This is a genomic window from Xenorhabdus budapestensis (assembly GCF_002632465.1).
GTDB lineage: Bacteria > Pseudomonadota > Gammaproteobacteria > Enterobacterales > Enterobacteriaceae > Xenorhabdus > Xenorhabdus budapestensis.
In genome coordinates this window covers 1-16400 of the sequence record NZ_NIBS01000016.1, presented here as the reverse complement: position 1 = coordinate 16400, position 16400 = coordinate 1, and the positions used below count along the sequence as shown (strand labels likewise).

Here is a 16400-nt window from a genome sequence, read left to right as displayed (position 1 = left end):
GTTGTGTAATATGAACTTCACATCAAAACAAATGATATTCAGAGAAAAACATCTGTAAATTTCAGTAATAACCTGGTTTGAATTGTGATGTTTATTTAATCTACATCAATTTGAATTTAATTAAAAATCAGATGTAAAACTGATATTTTCAAACAAAAAAGAGCTTCGATTTTTATACGAAGCTCTCAAATTTTATTCGATTAAATATATTCAATCATAGTGTACGTAAAATTGCCTCAACACTTGCTTTGGCATCACCAAATAGCATTTGTGTATTCTCTTTAAAGAATAATGGGTTTTGCACGCCTGCATATCCGGTATTCATAGATCGTTTAAAAACAATCACATTTTGCGCTTTCCAAACTTCCAATACAGGCATTCCAGCAATCGGGCTGTTTGGATCTTCTTGTGCCGCTGGATTTACTGTGTCATTGGCACCAATAACCAGAACTGTATCTGTTTCAGAAAAGTCATCATTAATTTCTTCCATTTCCAAAACAATGTCGTAAGGCACTTTAGCTTCAGCCAGTAATACGTTCATATGACCAGGCAAGCGCCCTGCCACTGGATGGATACCAAAACGTACGTTGATTCCTTTTTCACGCAATCTTGCTGTGATGTCATGTACCGGATATTGTGCCTGAGCAACAGCCATTCCATAGCCCGGAGTAATAATAATTGAAGTAGAATTCTTCAATAGTTCAGCGACGTCTTCTGCGGTTGTTTCACGATATTCCCCCATTTCCTGATTATCATCCGTTGAGACTCCATCACTACCAAAACCACCGGCAATAACACTAATAAAGGAACGGTTCATCGCCTTACACATAATATAAGAGAGGATCGCACCAGAAGAACCCACTAAAGCACCAGTTACAATCAGTAAGTCATTACTCAACATGAAACCTGCCGCAGCGGCCGCCCAGCCTGAATATGAGTTCAGCATGGAAATAACAACCGGCATATCTGCCCCACCGATGGATGCCACTAAATGCCAGCCAAAAGCTAATGCGATTACCGTCATGATGAGCATAGTGAAAATCTGTAAACCGACGCTTTCTGTTTTGATAAAACTAATCATCAACACAAAAGAGACAACCAAAGCAGCCAGATTAAGTTTATGGCGATGTGGCAACATTAATGGCTTGGATGAAATTTTTCCGCGTAATTTACCAAATGCTACAACCGAACCTGTGAAGGTCACAGCCCCAATGAAGATCCCAAGGAAAACTTCTGTCAGATGAATATTTTCCATAATGGCATCAGCAAAAATATCGTGGGCCATAAAGCTATTGAACCCAACCAAAACAGCAGCCAAACCAACAAAACTATGCAAAATAGCGACTAATTCTGGCATTTCAGTCATCTCTACTTTTTTAGCGAGACGAGTTCCAATGACTGCCCCAATAATCATTGCCAGAATAATCCAGCCAACGTTACCTGTATCCGGCCCTAAGATGGTCGCAATCAGGGCAATTGCCATCCCGGTTATGCCAAAGATATTGCCTCGTTTGGAACTTTCATGACGAGAAAGCCCCGCAAGACTGAAAATGAATAAGATAGCGGCAACAATATATGCCGCAGTGACTACTCCATTCGACATAAGTTACCCCTTATCCTTTACGAAACATTTTTAGCATACGTTGTGTAACAGTGAACCCACCAAAAATATTGATGCTGGCAATCAACACTGCAATGAAAGAGAAGAAACTTACCCATCCACCTTCGCCTATTTGTAATACTGCTCCGACCACAATAATCCCGGAAATAGCATTAGTGACAGACATTAATGGAGTATGTAATGAATGGCTAACATTCCAGACAACGTAATATCCAACCACGCAAGACAGAGCAAATACGGTAAAGTGGGACAGAAACTCTTTCGGAGCAACATTTGCTAACCAACCAAAAAGGATAATGGCCAATGCCAGTAACCCATACTTCAGCCACGGTGATTTAGGGGGGGCTGCTGGTTTATTTGCTTTCTTAATAACATCAGGTTTAGAGGGTTGCGCTGAAACCTGGATTGGTGGTGCAGGCCAGGTGATCTCTCCTTCTTTAATGACGGTGACACCACGAATAACAATATCATCGAAATCAATGGTAATTTCACCATTTTTCTCTTTACACAGCAATTTCATAAGGTTAACTAAGTTAGTGCTGTATAATTGTGATGATTGGGTAGGTAAGCGGCTGGGGAGATCAGTATAACCAATAACCTTGACTCCATTGTCTGTCACAACAAGTTTATTGGCTTCTGTAAATTCGCAGTTTCCTCCATTTTGTGCAGCCAGATCGACAATCACACTACCCCGTTTCATCGACTCCACCATTTCTTTGGTAATCAGTTTTGGTGCAGGCTTACCCGGAATCAATGCTGTTGTAACAATAATATCAACTTCTTTTGCTTGAGCAGCGAACAGTTCCATCTCAGCCTTGATAAAGGCTTCTGACATCACTTTTGCATAACCATCCCCACTTCCCGCTTCCTCTTTGAAATTTAATTCCAAAAACTCGGCACCCATACTTTGAACCTGTTCCTTAACTTCTGGACGAGTATCAAAAGCACGGACAATCGCACCGAGACTACCTGCGGCTCCGATAGCAGCAAGACCAGCAACACCAGCACCAATAATCATAACTTTAGCGGGTGGTACTTTGCCGGCAGCAGTAATCTGACCAGTAAAGAAACGGCCAAATTCATGAGCTGCTTCAATAATGGCACGATAACCAGCAATATTTGCCATTGAACTCAAGGCATCTAATGATTGGGCGCGGGAAATCCGTGGGACGGCATCCATTGCCAGAACAGTTATTTTGCGTTTTGCTAATTTTTCTATTAATTCAGGATGTTGAGCTGGCCAGATAAAACTGATTAATGTTGCTCCTTCCTTCATTAACTCAATTTCTTTATCTTCCGGAGCATTTATTTTAAAAATAATGTCTGATTGCCAAACTTCATAATGCTCTGCAATATCAGCCCCAGCTTTCTGATAAACAACATCATCAAAACTGGCAAGAGACCCTGCTCCTGTTTCAATTTTTACATTAAATCCTAACTTCCGTAATTGCTCCACTGTTGATGGTGTGGCAGCAACGCGAGCTTCATTGGGAAATTGCTCTTTTGGTACACCAATATGCATAATGTTTCCTTCTTTAAGGATAAAATATTGCTGATTATTACCTGTTGAAGCCAATTTAACGATTAGATTGTTTTTATTACTACTATTAGTAAAACCTATCAATGAGATTTATACCCGCCATATTTAAAGTTGCATCTTGAAATCTATAGGGTATGTCAACAAAAACATATAAATGAAATAATACCATTAAGGTAACATAAGGATTCTAAAAGACAATATTTCTGACAATAAAATAACCTTCAATGTAAACGATGATTATTTTTATATAAATCAATATCTTCATTAAAAGTCTTGGCGTCATGTGCCAAAAACAGATAAGCAGTTATTTAAATAGAATAAATTCTTGCGACAATTGGCATTATTACATGTAATAATTATGGCCTATGTGATATAGAACAATGTTCAGCACGTTATAAATATTTTAATGCGCAAGGCGAAAGGATTTTTTATGAAGCTGAAGACCACGATCATCGCAACTGCGATGTTCTCATTAACAACAATTACCGCAGCACATGCAGCAAAAGAATTAACACCAGAGCAAGCTGCTGAACTTAAGCCATTTGAACGAATCGCAGTAACCGGGCGTTTTAATGCAATTTATGAAGCAGCCGATGCGGTTTCCCGTCAGGCTGATAAAAAAGGTGCCGATAGTTTCTACATTCAGAGTCTAGACGATTTCAATGGAAGTGGTAATTTACGGGTTGTTGCTGATTTGTATCATAAAGATGCAGAAAAAATAGATAAAACCACTCAATATCGCATTTATCGTGGGATCAAAGAATTACCTAAAACCGAAGCTGTCACTCTGGAACCTTTCGATACGGTGACAGTAAGTGGTTATTTTCCAACTGATCCTGATCTGAAAGAGGCTCTTGCCAAAGCAACTAAAAAGAAAAATGCCGCCTCTTTCTTTATCGTTCGGGATATTGCCCCGAACAATGGTGGTAATCAGGTAGTTACAGCCTACATCTATAAAGAAGATGCACCAAAACGCCAAGTACAATCTGATAAAGCAGTAATCCCAGCCGATTCCGATGCGGGACGTCAGGCTTTAGCACAAGGTGGAGAAGCTGCTGAGAAAGTTGAAATTCCGGGTGTTGCCTCGTCAACATCAACCAGCAATGTTATTGGTCGCTTTTTTGAAACCCAGTCATCAAAAAGTAGCCGTTACACTGTAACCTTGCCTAACGGAACAAAAATTGAAGAATTGAATAAAGCATCTGCGGCTCAGATGGTGCCTTTTGATTCCATCACTTTCTCTGGCTATTACACAACTGAACCTGAAGTATCTTATCAGGTCGCTAAACGTGCAGCAGAAAAAGGGGCAAAATACTACCATATTACAAGAGAATGGCAGTCTAATGGTGGCAACGTTACCATTAGCGCAGATTTATTTAAATAATCAATTTATTTCTCAAGTCAATTTATAAAAGAGGCACATCTACTAATGTGTGCCTTTTTTTCTATGGATCGCTTTTGTCATATCCACAAAATTCATTATTTGACCTTCATTTACACGTTTTTCATAACTGTTTATTATTTGTTTCACAAAGGTAAATTCAATTTTTTATCATTAAAAATGTTTACAATATGAATATCTGATTGTTTCTTAAGAACATAGAGAGGAACGAAAAAGTCATTTACAATTTATTTTATTAGAGAAAAATATATTTTTATGCATAATTTTTATATTTTTTTGCATAGTCACCCATTGCATACAACCTTTTCACTCCGTAGAATCGCCCTGTTTTTTTAGATTTAACTACTGAATATTTCTGCATTCTGTAGCATGGATGCAATAAATGTCCAATATGTGTTCGATATTCAGAATAAGTATTCTGGCTAATCGTGTTGATTTTATCTTACTTTTAGGAACGTATCTTTGGAAAAGAAATTAGGCCTTACGTCTCTAACTGCACTTGTGTTCAGTTCTATGGTTGGAGCGGGTGTATTCAGCTTGCCACAAAATATGGCATACGCAGGTAGCCCAGCGGCATTAATACTTGGTTGGGGGATCACAGGCATAGGTATTCTCTTTTTAGCTACGTCTTTACTTTTGCTCTCTCGCCTCCGCCCTGATTTGGACGGTGGTATCTTTACTTATGCTAAAGAAGGGTTTGGTGAATTAGTCGGCTTTTGTTCTGCATGGGGATATTGGTTCTGCGCTATTATTGCCAATGTTTCTTATCTGGTGATCGTCTTTGCGGCATTAAGTTTTTTTACTGATACTGAGAATTCCGTGATTTTCGGTGATGGAAATACTTGGCAAGCGTTGATTGGTGAATCGCTTTTACTTTGGTTCGTTCACTGGCTTGTACTCAGAGGAGTACAAACAGCGGCAGGTGTCAATCAATTAGCCACAATGGCAAAACTGTTACCACTAGGAATGTTTATCGTTCTAGCTGCCATCGCTTTCAAAATGGACATATTTACATTCGATTTCACCGGCGTTGAGATGGGTGTCCCCGTTTGGCAGCAAGTCAAAGATACCATGCTGATAACCTTATGGGTATTTATTGGTGTTGAAGGTGCAGTCGTGGTTTCTGGCAGAGCCAAAAAACGTAAAGATATTGGTATTGCAACTATACTGGCTGTTATTTCAGCATTGAGTGTTTACGTGCTTGTTACCCTACTCTCATTGGGATTAGCTATCAGACCTGAATTAGCCGCAATGCGTAATCCTTCTATGGCAAATGTGATGGTAGGGTTAATTGGCTCAGCAGGTGAAGTTATTATTGTTGCTGGTTTAATCGTTTCCGTCTGTGGTGCTTATCTGAGCTGGACAATTATGGCGGCAGAAGTACCTTTTATTGCTTCTCTGCATGGCTCATTTCCTAAGGAATTTAGTAAACAGAATGATAAAAAAGCGCCTGCATCTTCACTGTGGATCACAAATGGAGCCGTTCAGTTAGCGTTGGTCTTGATTTGGTTAAGTGGCAGTAATTACAACACATTGCTTTCCATTGCATCAGAAATGATACTTGTTCCTTACTTTTTGGTTGGTGCATTTTTAGTAAAAGTGGCATTTGAGCGTAGTAATCGAGTTTTATTGTTCATCGCTACCGGGGCTTGTACCTATGGTTTGTGGTTACTTTATGCTTCAGGTTTAATGCATCTGCTGCTTTCTGTTATATTGTATGCTCCCGGATTACTGATTTTCCTATATGCACGGAAACAAAATCAAGGGTGTAATGATCTAAATATTTTAGAAAAATCTGCGATTACTATTTTATTACTGACAACGATTCCCTCTACCTGGTTGTTGACTCACTAGAACCTATTCTTTGCATCCATTGACTATTTATCAGTCTAAATCATCTAATAAGATCATGGAGAGAAGCTTACTTCTCTCCTCTTTCAAGCTCCCCCCTTCTCTTTTTTGATATGGTCTCCTGCTGAGCTTTTTTGTTTTTATTTGTGTAGTTGATGAGTATTTTTTATGTATTTAGATAACTGTATGTTGTAACTAATATGTAATCATGAGATCAAAAAACACCCTACACATAAATATTTATTCTGTTTTATTGCTTCAAGGTTTTTTTAAGTACCCATTACACAAATTATATTATGGCAGTTATTATTAATAGTGAGCTAATTTCTATTAGTTATATAGACTAATTATACTGAAAATACTAATTTTATCATCTACCCAATGTTAAATATCAGGCATTAATGCCAGTCATAGGATATCCATCCCAAATAAATAATAATTGGTTAAATACATAGTAAAAATATAAAAGTACAAAAATAAACTCTTTTATCCTTATATTTATCCCACCAAACTTTCTCCAATTAATAGTTAATCTTATAAACGGGTTTTGCGCCCATTCCCTCGATAAGTTCACTGCACAAAATCAAACCATCTTTTTCAGTCTAAAGTAGGTTGCTCTGGATATTCCCGTCCTTTCCATGACGTCTTTCATCGATGCTTCCTGAATTATCATATTTTTGGCCTGAGCTGCACCTTTATGCGGTTTTCTGCCAAATCTAACGCCGGATTCCTTCGCAAATTGGCGACCTTCATTAGTACGCTCAAGAATACGTTCGCGCTCTGCTTCAGCCACCGCCGCCAGAATCTGAACCATCATTTTACCCATCGTGCCTTCAGTACTGAGGCTGTTGTCCAAAAACCGAATAGCTATGCCTTTTTTGTAACAGCTATCGACAATTTTGATCATGTCCGAGGTATTGCGGCCTAAACGATCCATTTTGGTACATATAATGGTGTCGTCTCTTTCAGCTCTGGCAAGTAACTTTTTCAACCCTTCTCTGTTGTCAATTTTTCCTGTCATCTTATCCGTGAAAATTCGATCTTCACGAACCCCCGCCTGTTTCAGAACAGCAATCTGAATATCCAGTTTTTGTTGTGTGGTCGAAACCCTAGCATAACCCAGCAATGTCATTTTTATCGTTCCCGGTATCAAAAATCGATATTGATACCATCAGGTATCATAATTAGAAAAGAAAGATATTTGATACCGGTTTAAATACCCGACTGTAGAGTATCAAAATTTACAAATTATGATACCTAAAGCGGATAATGAGTGATACCAGGAAGAACGAAAGACGACTCCACATCTTAAGCCAGAATGAAGTCAGAGAATTATATGAACGCCCTGTATTCAGCCATGCCAACAGAGAAGACTACTTCTCTTTAGATCCTCATACCGCGACGATTGTTGCAGAGCTGAATAAGCCGGAAACCCGGATCTATTTTATTCTGCTATTGGGCTATTTTCGGGCTAAGCCTGTCATTCAAAAATTTAACCTCAATGAAGTAGCTGAAGATGCTGAGTACGTTCGTAAGACTTACTTCCCGGATGAAAAACCGATATGGGTCAATATGTCTAAAAGTACCCGTTTCAAACTCGTCAACAAAGCACTGGATACCCTGAATTTTGAGCTGCTCACTGAAGCTCACCATACTGCTTTGATAACCCATCTAAAAGATGTCGCGACAATCTGTACCGATCCCCGGTATATTTTTGATGAAATTCTGGCTTTTTTGGGTCAGAAGCGAATCGCACTTCCCGGCTATACCAGCTTGCAAGAACTGGTGACGGAGGCTCTTGTGGCAGAACAACAACGTATTGAAGCCATTCTTTCACAACAAATGTCTGAAGCAACAACCGACAGGTTGAAACAAATCATTTCCACTCAAGGCTTGCTTAACAGCTTATCCGCATATAAAGGCTCAGCCCGTGATTTTTCCCCTTCTGAGCTGGATCGGGAGCTGGAAACCCATCAGACCATCAAGAGTATCTATCCCGAACTGAAATCGTTGATTGGATCATTAGAACTATCACAAGGCAATATCGCTTATTATGCATTGATTATAAAGCACACTTCTGTTTACAAGGTGCGTCGTTATTCACACTGGCAGGGCCTGCTGTATCTGACTTGTTATCTTTACTTCCGTTACTGGGAAACCAATGACAAATTGGTGACAGCCTTTTGTTACCTGATCCGTAAATATAATGAAGCAGCGAAAGTCTTTGCGAAACAAAAAATAGCAGAGGAACTGGAGCTGGTCAGGGAAAAGCTGAAATATGCTGGTGATATTCTCCATTATTTCGTTGATGAGAAAATCAGTAATTCCGCTAAATTCGGTGAAATTCACCAGCAGGCATTTAAGCTGATTGCTAAAGAGGAAATTAATGCCATCAGTAAGCATTTAGGTAAAAGTGATTTCGACCTTGTTGGTTACGAGTGGGCATACATTGACAAACAATCCAGAAAAATTGCCAACTCACTGCGTAAGCTGTTTATTGCCATCGATATTGAATGCGGGGCTGATCAGGAAAATCTGTCAGCTCAGATTATGTTATCGAAACAGGAGATTGCCGAAAAAAGAAAAATTATCACCTGCCATCAGGACATGATTAAAAAAAGCGACAGTCGTTACCTATTGATTGAGGGCGAAATTCAGACAAAGCGCTTTGAATTCTATCTGTATCAGAAGATCAGCGTACAGCTAGATCGCGGCAAGGCTTACATCACTGAAAGCGAAAAAAATAAACGGTTGGAAGATGACCTTATTCCGGTCAAAGACTGGGAAAACGACTTGAGCAGCGAATGAATCAAGTTGCCACCAGTATTTCTGGCGATACCAATGAGTTTGTCAAATTACAGCCTCACTCAAACCAGCTTGCGTGAACATTAGCGAATCGACGGTGGCGGGATGATATTGATAATCCGGTATATAGCCAGATAAGGCATATGGGAATTATTGAGATCATGAATTATGTCAATCAGAAAACGGGATTTCTTAATGTTTTTCAAGGTATCGCCACCAGAAAAAAATGCACGCAGGCAGAGGAAGATGATTTAATCGCCTGTATTTTTGGCAATGGCACAAATTATGGTCTTCACCGGATAGCGGCGATTTCAGATCGTAGCATTGGCGTTTTACGTAGCATCAATGATTCGTTCGTCCGGCCTGAAACGATTAGCGCAGCCAATGACCTGATCTCGAATGGAATAGCCAAATTACCCGTATTCAGGTATTACACGATCAACGAGTCATCGCCTTTCGGCAGTATCGACGGTCAGAAATATGCTTGCCGTACCAATACATTCAAAGCCAGATTCTCGGCTAAATATTTCAGAAAGGGGAAAGGCGTCTCCGCAATGACGCTGGTCTCTAATCATGTTCCTATCAACACAGTAGTCATTTCACCTAATGAGTATGAAGGGCACTATGCTTTTGACTTACTCTACAATAACAGCAGTGATATTCAGCCGAAATCACTGGCAACAGACACACACGGTATCAATAATGTCAATTTTGCGATTCTGGATATATTTGGTTATCAGTTCTCGCCACGTTATGCCCGATTTAAACATGCCTTCGCGAAACAATTTGAGGTTAATACAGACACGGATGTGAATCTTAAACTAAAAAAACCTATCCGGCGTAAATTAATCGAACGGGAATGGGAAAATATCCAGCACATTATCTGTTCACTCAGCCGTAAAGCCACCCAGCAAAGCACGGTGATTAAAAAGCTGTCCAATGACAAACGAAGTCACCGAACACTGTTAGCGCTTCATGAATATGATCGACTGATTAAATGCCTTTATCTTTTGGAGTATGTTGATAACAAAACGCTGAGGCAGTTTGTACAGCAAGCGTTGAATCGTGGGGAAGCCTATCACCAGTTACGCAGAGCAATTGCATCGGGCAATGGTAATCAGTTCCGGGGCGGAAACGATTATCAGCTCGATCAGTGGAATGACTGCGCCAGACTTATTGCTAATTGTATTATTTATTACAATTCAGCGTTGCTGTCTGCGTTAATTGAAAAGTTACAGAAGGAAGGAAATCAGAAAGCAGTCAATCTGATCGCCGGTTTTTCACCTGTGGCCTGGCGTCATATACAATTGGCAGGGAACTATGTTTTTGGGAACAGGAATGGTTTACTGAACCTATACAGTATGCTGGAAAGTGTTGATCCTCTAGCAGATTCAGAAACTGAAGAACCTGCCACATAGTAATAAATTGCGGTGAGTGAACTTATCGAGGGAATGGGCGCAAAACCCGTATTTAGTACTTACACAATGCACTAACTAAACCACAGCCCCGAAACTTTGACATTAGTTTCGTCAAGACACCTCAAACACAGATTGGTCGAATGGAGCTAGTACTAGCGTGAACATTTCTCCATTTCTGGAGCGTAGTGTTGAACCCAGTGGTAAATCGTGATGTAGTCAACTTCACTCCACGTTAGGCGAGCATTTTCTGCAATTCACGATAACTGATACCATAATTACAATACCCGCGAACAGCCCATAGAATAATCTCACCCTAAAAATGATGATAATGAAAAGGAATCATACACTGCTCCTTTTGAAAAATGGAAACCTTAGCTTACTACCAGCGATTATTTGCAACAGTGCCTTGACTGAGGATGAAGAAGAAAAAATCTAAAGAGGAGAATTTATCATGAAGACAACAAATCGCATTGAAAATAATGCGGTTTGTCAGTGATCTGAAACCTCGTTAATTTTAACGAGTTTTGTTAACCTCCCAATCGACCAGAGTTGTCGGCATCAATAACTTTTTTTGCCAGTAAAGCGGCTGGTGTCAATAGGGCTAGCAAGCCTGCTTCGTCAAATAGCCGCGTTACCGCCACGTCCTTAGGCGTTGGTTCAATAGGAATCAGCACATCCTCATCTGCCGTATGCAGCCAAATTGCAACAAAATGCAGTGCTGAAACAAATAATAAACGTAATTCAAAGGTCTTACCTTGTAGCTGTGAGGAGCTTTCTGCCAGTGCCAACGCGTTGACACTGGCAGACGCTATTTTTCCATAGTTCAGCGAGACGAATTCGACTTTATCTCCTACATCAGCTAGCCGTGCATCGGCAACTGCAACTCCATCAGCAAAGATCAGATAATGCCAGGTACCCAATGCCGCTTTGCCCAAACCTTGGCCTTTGGCTAGATCGTCCAAAGTTAGACTGTAACCTCTGTATGGTTCGGATAGGCTAATCTTGCTGGGATCGGCCTTGGCAAACTGTGGATTAATACCGAACCCTTGTGTATCCAAAGCGGCTTGTAGCGCTGGACGAAGAATATGAACACCATTAGCTGGTGCCTTTGGGAAAATCAATTGCATGAGATACCCTCCTAATTTTTCTGAGTGAAGTAGGTGTGAGTCCAATCACCGCCACCATTGTAACTAGCGGGGAATGAGCTCAGTGTTTGTGTACTATACCCGTAGATGGGATCTGCTACGTTGATGTAGTCTGGGCCGTAACCATTGATAACCAAAAAGTGTGCTCCGCCGCCATACCAAGCACAACGCAAACTTATTGGACACTCTATATCTATTTGTATTTCGATATCAGACATTGAGAGCCTACCCGATATCCCCTCGTTGAGACTACGGGTAAAAGCTAATGCCTTCTCCAGATAGTAGGGAATATTACACGGCCCTGGATTATTACAGCAATCCTGATCCAGTTCGCCAGAGGCAACTGAACATTGAGTCCACGAGCCTTCGCCAAAGTAATAATTGCCAACAGATGTAGCAACTGCGGCCCAACACCATTTTGATTGGGATTGATTCTCCATGTTAAATTGCAGGACTTCCTCAACCGCATCGTCATGTAGTGTTTGAAGCTTGACTTCAGTCAATTTCGGATTGAGCAAATGATTGGCTATACATTTAGGCAGATTAGTGTTTGGAGCTGTGGGTGACATTTTTAACATTTTTTCCTCCATTCATTACCATAATTACGTGTTCTTTATTACACACGATAAATTTTAAATAAGATTGATTTAGGATCATGACGCAAACTTACCATTCATATATGATTAGCCTTTTGGGTTAGGTAAATAGCAAATTAAGCTGTTAGCAACATAAATCCCAAAATCTAATTACGGAAAATTAAATTCATTAAATACAACCAGCTTAATTCACAAAATAAATAATAAACTGATATAAATACATTGTAATTATAAATAAAATATTGAACATTATTAAAAATGAAATAATACAGGTGTATTTTCTCTGGCATATTAACTTAAGGCGTAAAAACCCAGTTTATAACATTCAAATAATTTAACTTTATAGTTAACCATCCACTTGATGCTATCTAATTGGAATTTTTATATCAATTATCATTTAAACAATAGAGTTAATTCGCATGGAAATGCCAGTTTTTTTATTAAACCTGATTTAATTTTGTTTAAAAATTCAATTTTTGTGTTAAATCGATATTTAACTCTGATATACACCCATCGTAATTTTGTCATATATTCAATAGTTAATTGTTGTAATATCTTTCTGGCCTTTTTATAGTGAAATATGGGTAAATTTATTATTTACAATCGTTATTGTCACAAATCAGGGTAAGTTAAATGACATGAAAAAACAAATTAATAACATTATCATTAACGCGTTTAATCTCTTAGGGTCGAATTCCCCGCCGCTTGCGGCGTAAACTAACATAATGAGCGAATACATCCATAAAAGTCATAATGTCACCATCTTGTTGTATTACTTAGTGTTACCCGCTAAGTACCGCAAGGCAGTTTTTGACTTACAGGTAGATGAAGTCCTAAAAGATATTTGCCTTGAAATTGAGCAAAGGTATCAGCTGAAATTTTTGGAAATAGGTACAGACAAAGACCATGTGCATTTCTTGATCCAATCGGTGCCAACATACAGTGTGACAAAGATTGTAACGCTGATAAAAAGTCTGACTGCAAGAGAAATATTCAAACGTTGCCCTCAAGTGAAAAAGGAACTATGGGGCGGAGAATTTTGGACAGATGGATATTTTGCCAGCACAGTTGGTAAACATGGAGACGAACAGATGATTGGCAAATATGTTAAAAATCAAGGTAAAGAATATAACAAATTACATTCAGACTATCAGTTTGCACTGTTTTAAGATACCCCGCTGCTTGCGGCGGGGTTCTTCATTACTTTTAAATTAAAGAGAAGTCATTAAAACCCAAAACCGTTCATTACATTTATATGAGACGCCCCTTACTTATTAAGTTGGAACCTTATTATATCCTCCATAGAGAGTATCCAATTGCCTACGGGATGGGCCTTCTCTATTATCCAATCAGCATGAACAGACAAATCCGAATAACATGACTGGTTCTTCCCCTTATCCTCATTCACACCTTTATCTCCCCTCGAATCAATACCCACCTGTCTCCCATTAATTATTAATGGACCACCCGAATCGCCTTTCAACGACCAGCCAGTCCCCCCCCGCAGCGAAATTCCGCGCCCGCCGTATGAGTCTGTACAATACCCCTTTGTCATTATATTGGCTTGGTAGAGGGCGTCAAAATCTACGTTCACGTCACTCGGGTCATGCCTACCATACCCATAAATAACTCCGATGTCGTTCCCTGCTGGGATAGAATAACTAAAATTAAGTCTAGGCCAATCATTTATATCATGCGGGTCTTTAAGCTCTATTAGCGCCACATCCCCCTTCTCTGAAGTATGTATATTAACCGAGTAATGCTTAGTGTTCCCAGGATAATTATTTATCCCGTTACTATATTTAACGTAAACCTTATCAGAAGGATAAACTTTCATATCGTCATCGGTGACACAATGTTGTGCTGTCAATATAAACTGTGGGCTAATAGCTTCTCCAGTACACGTATAGTTGCCAGCAAATACCTTGACAGCCCAATCTTTCTGTTCTGTAACAATTTTGCCACGTCCTATTAGTTCTAATGGCTCAATGATAGCTGGCTGGCTTGCAAATTGTCTTATCTCATTGCTACAGCCAGATAGAGCTATTAGTATAAGTAATACAACTTTACATTTCATTTTAATCCCATTATTTATTCATTTTATTAAATAACTCCAAAATTCTTATGATAATAAAAAACACTTACTTATCATTTTTTATTGTTATAGAAGTTAAATCACCACCATTAATACATACATCAACTTTAGACAAGCTAGTGACCGCTGTTAATGCAAGTGTTAACATTGCCTTCCCATAATCTTTATCTACACCATAATTATACAAAAGAGTATATTCTTTCCCATCACTTAAAGTGACATATGGATAATATTCACCATTATATTGAACTTTTTTTATATAAACATCACTGTAAGATCTACCCCATTTGCATCCAGCTGCATATGAAAAGTTAATAAATAAAAATGATAATATAATTATTGATATAATTTTTTTTAACATATTTTTTCCTATTTTTCATTATTTGTCATGTTTAAGAAGTTAACAGAAATATCTGTATATACCCTTCGTCTTTCAAGTTGCCTCTTTGTTGGCTGCACTCACTTACCCCGGTCACATAGTTATCTATGCTCCCGGGGATTCGTTCTCTTGCCGCCGCGATGCATCTTGAAATCCATTGGGTATATACAGATATAAAGAGTATTGTGATTTTAAACAACTTTTAACTTTATTAAAATTTAATGAGAGCATAAAAAAGTTTGGGGCACAAATCCCCGGGAAGAAAAGAATTTGGGGTTTTCCGACCATAGCCCCCATTTGTTCCCTCGCTCCCCTTGCTACGACAGGTTTTCAAGGTAAATATCGTTTTCTGTACTCATCAATAGTAATTCAATAACTTTTTGAATATTAATGCTTTTGTCTTTGTTGCAAAATTCATATTTTCCTAAGAAGCTTAAATGCCGCCAGGCAACAGGGGACATTTGAGCTATCGCTTTCGCTTTTTGTTGATCTTTCTTTAAAAAATACTCATAGAGTCGACATAGCAACTGTGCATTGTAAAAAATAACTATTGTTGCAATAAGGCGAATGGATTCTGCATTGATACCCAAGTCTATTTCATCTTTTCCATTTAACACTTTACCGCCACTAATCTTTGCTATTGCTGATGTTAATTGATGGTAAGATTCACCACGACAAAGGCTGGACTGCACAATTTCACGTATTTCTTTCGAATCTATGTAGTCTAATATATAATCACTCATGATGATCCGATCAAATTCTATCAGTGCTTTCAATGTAGGATTCTTTTTATAAACCGATAACTTACGAACAACTTGGCTTTGTGTTGTTTTTTTTAATGCTAAGGAGGCTAAGATCCTTAAAACATTATCCCATTCATTAATAATCAACCCAATATCTGCTTTATCACTCGGTTTTATCACATATCTAGCATATTTTTTGGGTTCCTGAAATCCCACTAAGTTATTATTAGCTTTATTGTTTAGCTGTTTAAATCTCGGCATAAAACGGTATCCAAATAAATGGAGTAATGCAAAGCTCACCCGATTAATGCTGTGCATATCACCGGAAATGGAAGCTATTTCAACGTCGGACTGATTACTTTCAATGATATCTAAAAGATAATGTGATTCATGTTCATTAGCTCCAATCACTTTAAGACAGAGAGGCAGATGATTTGCATTAAGCGAATATAAAACGACTCCTTTCAATAATCCGAAATACTTTTTTGAATACCGAGATTTTATTGTACTGTATTTTGTACCGAATTTTTGTCCATCAACACTGGCATGAACTCCATAGTCTGCAAGATTATATTCACTGAAAATAGGGAGTTTTTTCATTTCATTAATAATCAGATCACTTGCGTGGCTGAGTGTTTGCTTTCGGATAAAATTGTTCTGCATATTTTCGAAATTGTTAGCTTCAACATCGCTGATTTCTTGCATTGGTCGTGACTCTAAAGCGTTAATTTGATATTCTTGTGTTTTTTTAGTGGAACCCACATGTGACTGTCAAGATAGAAGTTGTTTGCCGATATTGCGGTCA

The 16400-nt window shown here is 38.8% G+C and carries 13 protein-coding genes and 1 pseudogene; 5 read left to right on the top strand and 9 right to left on the bottom strand.

Annotated elements, in window-relative coordinates; translation table 11 throughout:
• Window positions 1-214: 214 nt before the first annotated feature.
• Together pntB and pntA are read right to left on the bottom strand one after the other, a co-directional pair.
• Entirely contained in the window at window positions 215-1603 is a 1389-nt protein-coding gene (pntB, locus tag Xbud_RS13560) for a Re/Si-specific NAD(P)(+) transhydrogenase subunit beta (protein WP_099136563.1), read from the bottom strand.
• A gap of 10 nt (window positions 1604-1613) precedes the next feature.
• The gene (pntA, locus tag Xbud_RS13555) at window positions 1614-3143 is read right to left on the bottom strand and encodes a Re/Si-specific NAD(P)(+) transhydrogenase subunit alpha (protein ID WP_099136562.1); all 1530 of its coding nucleotides are present in this window, start codon (window positions 3141-3143) and stop codon (window positions 1614-1616) included.
• 448 nt (window positions 3144-3591) lie between these two features.
• On the opposite strand from pntA, the gene ydgH reads away from it, so the two are divergent.
• Both ydgH and Xbud_RS13545 read left to right on the top strand, forming a co-directional pair.
• A complete protein-coding gene (gene ydgH, locus Xbud_RS13550) occupies window positions 3592-4545 on the top strand; it encodes a DUF1471 family protein YdgH (RefSeq protein WP_099136561.1) in 954 nt (317 codons plus the stop codon).
• Between the two features lie 480 nt (window positions 4546-5025).
• Window positions 5026-6417, top strand: a complete 1392-nt coding sequence (locus tag Xbud_RS13545; protein WP_099136560.1) for a basic amino acid/polyamine antiporter — start codon at window positions 5026-5028, stop codon at window positions 6415-6417.
• A gap of 580 nt (window positions 6418-6997) precedes the next feature.
• On the opposite strand, the gene Xbud_RS13540 is transcribed toward Xbud_RS13545, so the two are convergent.
• Window positions 6998-7546 (bottom strand): recombinase family protein, encoded by a 549-nt coding sequence (locus Xbud_RS13540; RefSeq protein WP_099136559.1) that lies wholly within the window; start codon window positions 7544-7546, stop codon window positions 6998-7000.
• A 137-nt stretch (window positions 7547-7683) separates the two neighbouring features.
• Between Xbud_RS13540 and Xbud_RS20585 the strand changes: the two genes are divergently transcribed.
• The gene (locus Xbud_RS20585; RefSeq protein WP_244589957.1) at window positions 7684-9222 is read left to right on the top strand and encodes a DUF4158 domain-containing protein; all 1539 of its coding nucleotides are present in this window, start codon (window positions 7684-7686) and stop codon (window positions 9220-9222) included.
• Between the two features lie 158 nt (window positions 9223-9380).
• Entirely contained in the window at window positions 9381-10637 is a 1257-nt protein-coding gene (locus tag Xbud_RS20580) for a transposase (RefSeq protein ID WP_244589956.1), read from the top strand.
• A gap of 80 nt (window positions 10638-10717) precedes the next feature.
• Here the strand turns inward: Xbud_RS20580 and Xbud_RS20575 are convergent.
• The 3 genes and pseudogenes from Xbud_RS20575 to Xbud_RS13525 all read right to left on the bottom strand — a co-directional run.
• Window positions 10718-10944, bottom strand: a pseudogene (locus tag Xbud_RS20575) (IS6 family transposase); the annotation flags it as partial.
• Between the two features lie 220 nt (window positions 10945-11164).
• Window positions 11165-11764 (bottom strand): hypothetical protein, encoded by a 600-nt coding sequence (locus Xbud_RS13530; protein ID WP_099136558.1) that lies wholly within the window; start codon window positions 11762-11764, stop codon window positions 11165-11167.
• Window positions 11765-11775: 11 nt separating this feature from the next.
• Window positions 11776-12360, bottom strand: a complete 585-nt coding sequence (locus Xbud_RS13525) for a papain-like cysteine protease family protein (RefSeq protein ID WP_099136557.1) — start codon at window positions 12358-12360, stop codon at window positions 11776-11778.
• A 743-nt stretch (window positions 12361-13103) separates the two neighbouring features.
• Between Xbud_RS13525 and tnpA the strand changes: the two genes are divergently transcribed.
• A complete protein-coding gene (tnpA, locus tag Xbud_RS13520; protein WP_099136556.1) occupies window positions 13104-13547 on the top strand; it encodes an IS200/IS605 family transposase in 444 nt (147 codons plus the stop codon).
• 98 nt (window positions 13548-13645) lie between these two features.
• Here tnpA and Xbud_RS13515 read toward each other — a convergent pair whose 3' ends face one another.
• The 3 genes from Xbud_RS13515 to Xbud_RS13505 form a co-directional block, all read right to left on the bottom strand.
• On the bottom strand, window positions 13646-14455 hold the full coding sequence (locus Xbud_RS13515) for a S1 family peptidase (protein ID WP_099136555.1): 810 nt from the start codon (window positions 14453-14455) through the stop codon (window positions 13646-13648).
• A gap of 64 nt (window positions 14456-14519) precedes the next feature.
• On the bottom strand, window positions 14520-14834 hold the full coding sequence (locus tag Xbud_RS13510) for a hypothetical protein (RefSeq protein ID WP_099136554.1): 315 nt from the start codon (window positions 14832-14834) through the stop codon (window positions 14520-14522).
• Window positions 14835-15169: 335 nt separating this feature from the next.
• Window positions 15170-16300, bottom strand: a complete 1131-nt coding sequence (locus Xbud_RS13505) for a Tn3 family transposase (RefSeq protein WP_169923073.1) — start codon at window positions 16298-16300, stop codon at window positions 15170-15172.
• Window positions 16301-16400: the final 100 nt, after the last annotated feature.

Bases quoted from the DNA above. Each gene is read 5' to 3' on its own strand.
- pntB (WP_099136563.1), bottom strand. From the start codon at position 1,603: ATGTCGAATGGAGTAGTCACTGCGGCATATATTGTTGCCGCTATCTTA.
- pntA (WP_099136562.1), bottom strand. From the start codon at position 3,143: ATGCATATTGGTGTACCAAAAGAGCAATTTCCCAATGAAGCTCGCGTT.
- ydgH (WP_099136561.1), top strand. From the start codon at position 3,592: ATGAAGCTGAAGACCACGATCATCGCAACTGCGATGTTCTCATTAACA.
- Xbud_RS13540 (WP_099136559.1), bottom strand. From the start codon at position 7,546: ATGACATTGCTGGGTTATGCTAGGGTTTCGACCACACAACAAAAACTG.
- Xbud_RS20585 (WP_244589957.1), top strand. From the start codon at position 7,684: ATGAGTGATACCAGGAAGAACGAAAGACGACTCCACATCTTAAGCCAG.
- Xbud_RS20580 (WP_244589956.1), top strand. From the start codon at position 9,381: ATGAATTATGTCAATCAGAAAACGGGATTTCTTAATGTTTTTCAAGGT.
- Xbud_RS13530 (WP_099136558.1), bottom strand. From the start codon at position 11,764: ATGCAATTGATTTTCCCAAAGGCACCAGCTAATGGTGTTCATATTCTT.
- Xbud_RS13525 (WP_099136557.1), bottom strand. From the start codon at position 12,360: ATGTTAAAAATGTCACCCACAGCTCCAAACACTAATCTGCCTAAATGT.
- tnpA (WP_099136556.1), top strand. From the start codon at position 13,104: ATGAGCGAATACATCCATAAAAGTCATAATGTCACCATCTTGTTGTAT.
- Xbud_RS13515 (WP_099136555.1), bottom strand. From the start codon at position 14,455: ATGAAATGTAAAGTTGTATTACTTATACTAATAGCTCTATCTGGCTGT.
- Xbud_RS13510 (WP_099136554.1), bottom strand. From the start codon at position 14,834: ATGTTAAAAAAAATTATATCAATAATTATATTATCATTTTTATTTATT.
- Xbud_RS13505 (WP_169923073.1), bottom strand. From the start codon at position 16,300: ATGCAAGAAATCAGCGATGTTGAAGCTAACAATTTCGAAAATATGCAG.